Annotated in this window: 3 protein-coding genes; 1 reads left to right on the top strand and 2 read right to left on the bottom strand. The window is 56.2% G+C overall.

The genetic code is table 11. From position 1 onward, the window contains the following. Both B3605_RS03705 and B3605_RS03700 read right to left on the bottom strand, forming a co-directional pair. Window positions 1-584, bottom strand: a 584-nt coding sequence (locus B3605_RS03705) for a GAF domain-containing protein (protein ID WP_296432335.1), incomplete at its 3' end; no start/stop codon positions are given. A 121-nt stretch (window positions 585-705) separates the two neighbouring features. Then, the gene (locus tag B3605_RS03700; RefSeq protein WP_112944115.1) at window positions 706-957 is read right to left on the bottom strand and encodes a DUF982 domain-containing protein; all 252 of its coding nucleotides are present in this window, start codon (window positions 955-957) and stop codon (window positions 706-708) included. A gap of 169 nt (window positions 958-1,126) precedes the next feature. On the opposite strand from B3605_RS03700, the gene B3605_RS03695 reads away from it, so the two are divergent. Next, window positions 1,127-1,321 (top strand): hypothetical protein (locus B3605_RS03695; RefSeq protein ID WP_296432332.1); only part of this gene is annotated, 195 nt, incomplete at its 3' end.

The following is a 1,321-nucleotide window of genomic DNA, read 5'->3' as shown; positions in this document are numbered from 1 at the left end:
GCGGATCGGTGCTGCTGTTTGAGAACCTCGTTAAATCGCGCGCGATTGGGCAGCCCGGTCAGCGCATCGGTATAGGTGAGCGCTTCACGCTCGAGCGCGCGCTCGTTTCTTTCCAGGGCAATCGCGCAAAGATGGACGCATGCATCGACGACATCGCGTTCGAGTTGGCTGGGGCCACGCTTCTCTCGAAAATAAAACGCGAAGGTTGCCAGAACGCGATCACCGCTCATGATTGGCGTCGACCAGCAGGCCTTGAAGCCCAGCGGCAAAACCAGAGCCTTGAAATCCTGCCACCGCGCATCGTTTTCGATGTCGGTCACCGTAACCGGCACACCGTGATAGGCGGCCGTTCCGCAGGAGCCGGCGAGCGGACCGATGGCCAGATTATCGATCGTTTGAGAATAGGCCGGGGGCAGTGATGGTCCGGCGAGCGGATGCATGTGGCCATCCCTAACCGCCAAGACCGAACAAACCGTCCAGGGGATCGCTGCCTCCACGCGTACACACAGCGCATGGATGACGGCGCACAGCGGCTCACCTTTGGCGATCATTTCAAGAATGGCGTTCTGCAGCGTCAGCATGATTGTCCCACTCGAGATTACGAAACCCATAGTGGCATGCTCTTGTTCAAATCGGATTGAATGCATCGTTAAACTTCTATCTTTGCACTCTAACTAAATAAGCTTCTCCTCATTTCAGCTCCGGCTATCGCTCCTTCACGTAGACATTGGCCTCGACCGCAGCTGCAATGAACGCATTTCGTGCCTCCGAGGGCGGTCTCTTGCCGCTTAGAACCTGCTGGCAGGTGCGCTTTGCGGTTTTTAGACTTCGCCCCCGAGCGATCGGCCACGCCGTATTCAACGCGGTGGCTGCTTCGCTTGTGTTCGTTACCGTTCGAAATTCGCCGAATCTGCTCGCCTGGAAGTAGATCGGCCGGCTCCACCGTTTCGGGTCCATAACGCAATACCTCCGATACCGGTTAACGCATGTTTGGTTGTGTCGTTCCAATATTTTAACGTCAGCGTTGATGCCGAACAACCAAAGAAGATTCTAAGCAACTGTGCTTCGCCGGTCATAGCGCCCCGGTCGATACGCGTTACGGTGGTGCGAAACGGGGGCGAATGTAATGACAAAGACAGACTGGCCGAAAGAAGCGCTGACATCGGAAGCGCTGGAAATGCTGGATCGCATACTCACGCATTGGTGCGTCGAACAGAATTGCGACGCGAACAGCGACCGTGGACAGGCGACAGCCAAGGCGCTGATTGATTGGTTTGAGTTTGGCGTACAAAACGAAAACGAATTGGCGCGACTGGCACGC

The organism is Rhizobium sp. UBA1881, assembly GCF_002338015.1.
Lineage (GTDB): Bacteria > Pseudomonadota > Alphaproteobacteria > Rhizobiales > Rhizobiaceae > Rhizobium.
This window is presented reverse-complemented; position numbering and strand designations above follow the sequence as displayed.

Excerpts from the sequence above, each read along its gene's own strand:
- B3605_RS03700 (WP_112944115.1), bottom strand. The coding sequence starts at position 957 with ATGGACCCGAAACGGTGGAGCCGGCCGATCTACTTCCAGGCGAGCAGA.